The organism is Oleiphilus sp. HI0061 (assembly GCF_001635675.1).
The window spans coordinates 1-1107 of sequence record NZ_LWFE01000517.1; the positions used below are offsets into that span (position 1 = coordinate 1).

Annotated in this window: 3 protein-coding genes; all 3 read left to right on the forward strand. The window is 45.7% G+C overall.

Going from position 1 to position 1107, the window contains the following annotated elements; genetic code table 11:
* On the forward strand, positions 1-185 hold a 185-nt coding region (locus A3735_RS06815; RefSeq protein WP_156499475.1), incomplete at its 5' end, for an EAL domain-containing protein.
* 121 nt (positions 186-306) lie between these two features.
* Positions 307-681: a TRAP transporter small permease gene (locus A3735_RS06825; RefSeq protein WP_082885821.1), complete on the forward strand. Its 375-nt coding sequence runs from the start codon at positions 307-309 to the stop codon at positions 679-681.
* A gap of 28 nt (positions 682-709) precedes the next feature.
* The coding region (locus tag A3735_RS06830) for a TRAP transporter large permease subunit (protein WP_156499476.1) at positions 710-1107 on the forward strand (398 nt) is incomplete at its 3' end.

The following is a 1107-nucleotide window of genomic DNA, read 5'->3' on the forward strand; positions in this document are numbered from 1 at the left end:
ACAGTATTGATAGAGGGATTGTGGAGTCGTGCAATATGATAGCGCACGCAGCGGGTCTAGAGACGATCGCAGAGTTTGTTGAGGATGATGCGACTTGCGAAGCGCTAAGAGAAATTGGAATAGACTTTGCTCAAGGATTTGGCATCGTGATGCCTGGCCCCTTACCTGATCAAGAGTCAAGCTAATAAGCGTGAACCCTCCGTCGCTTCCATTCTATGCTTGACCAAATCTTAAAAAAACTCGTTAATTTCTTAAACGGTCTTAACACCTTGTTTGTTCTGCCGTCACTGGTCTTACTTGTAATTAGTGACGTTATTTTGCGTTCATTATTTTCCTCTCCCATTGCTTGGGCTCACGAATTGTCGGGTTTGCTGCTACTCAGCATGTTCTTTATTAGCGATTCCAAAGTGTATAGAGGGCCATGAATTATTGAGTGTTGACCTGCTTTACCAAGCCTTGTCGGCTTCTAAGCAACGCTCCCTAAAATGCGCTTCATATGTTTTCTTGGTTTTGTTCTCGCTACTTGTCGTTTGGCAGGCGGTGTTGGGCGCGATAGATAGCTATACCTATGAAGATCAAGCTTATACTATCGACATACCTTATTGGCCTTTCTATGCCTTGATGGCTTTTATCGGGCTTGTGACAACGCTTCAATCATTGAGTTGCTATGGGCTAGTCTAGATTCAAGTCAAACCAAAGAGGGGCATTCGTGAACCCTGAAAGTGTTGGCCTGTTGGCCATGGCCTGCTTGCTTATATTAATCGCTCTACGTGTACCGATTGCTATCGCTTTGATAGCGGTAGGGCTGCTTGGAAATGTCTACCTTCAGAGCTTTGAGTCGGCTATCGTTCAGTTTCAGTTGGTTAGTTGGGAAGTCGCCAGTAACTTTGTATTGGTGACCTTACCTATATTTGTTTGGATGGGAGCTTTAGCTCAAACAACGGGCTTGGGTAAAGATCTTTTCTATTGCTTTAACCGCTGGTTCGGGCGAATTCCCGGTGGCTTGGCGATCACATCTATCAGCTGCTCAGCAACCTTTGGTGCGGTCACAGGCTCTAGTGTTGCAACAGTCACAGCAATGGGCAAAATGCTGATGCCAGAGATGCG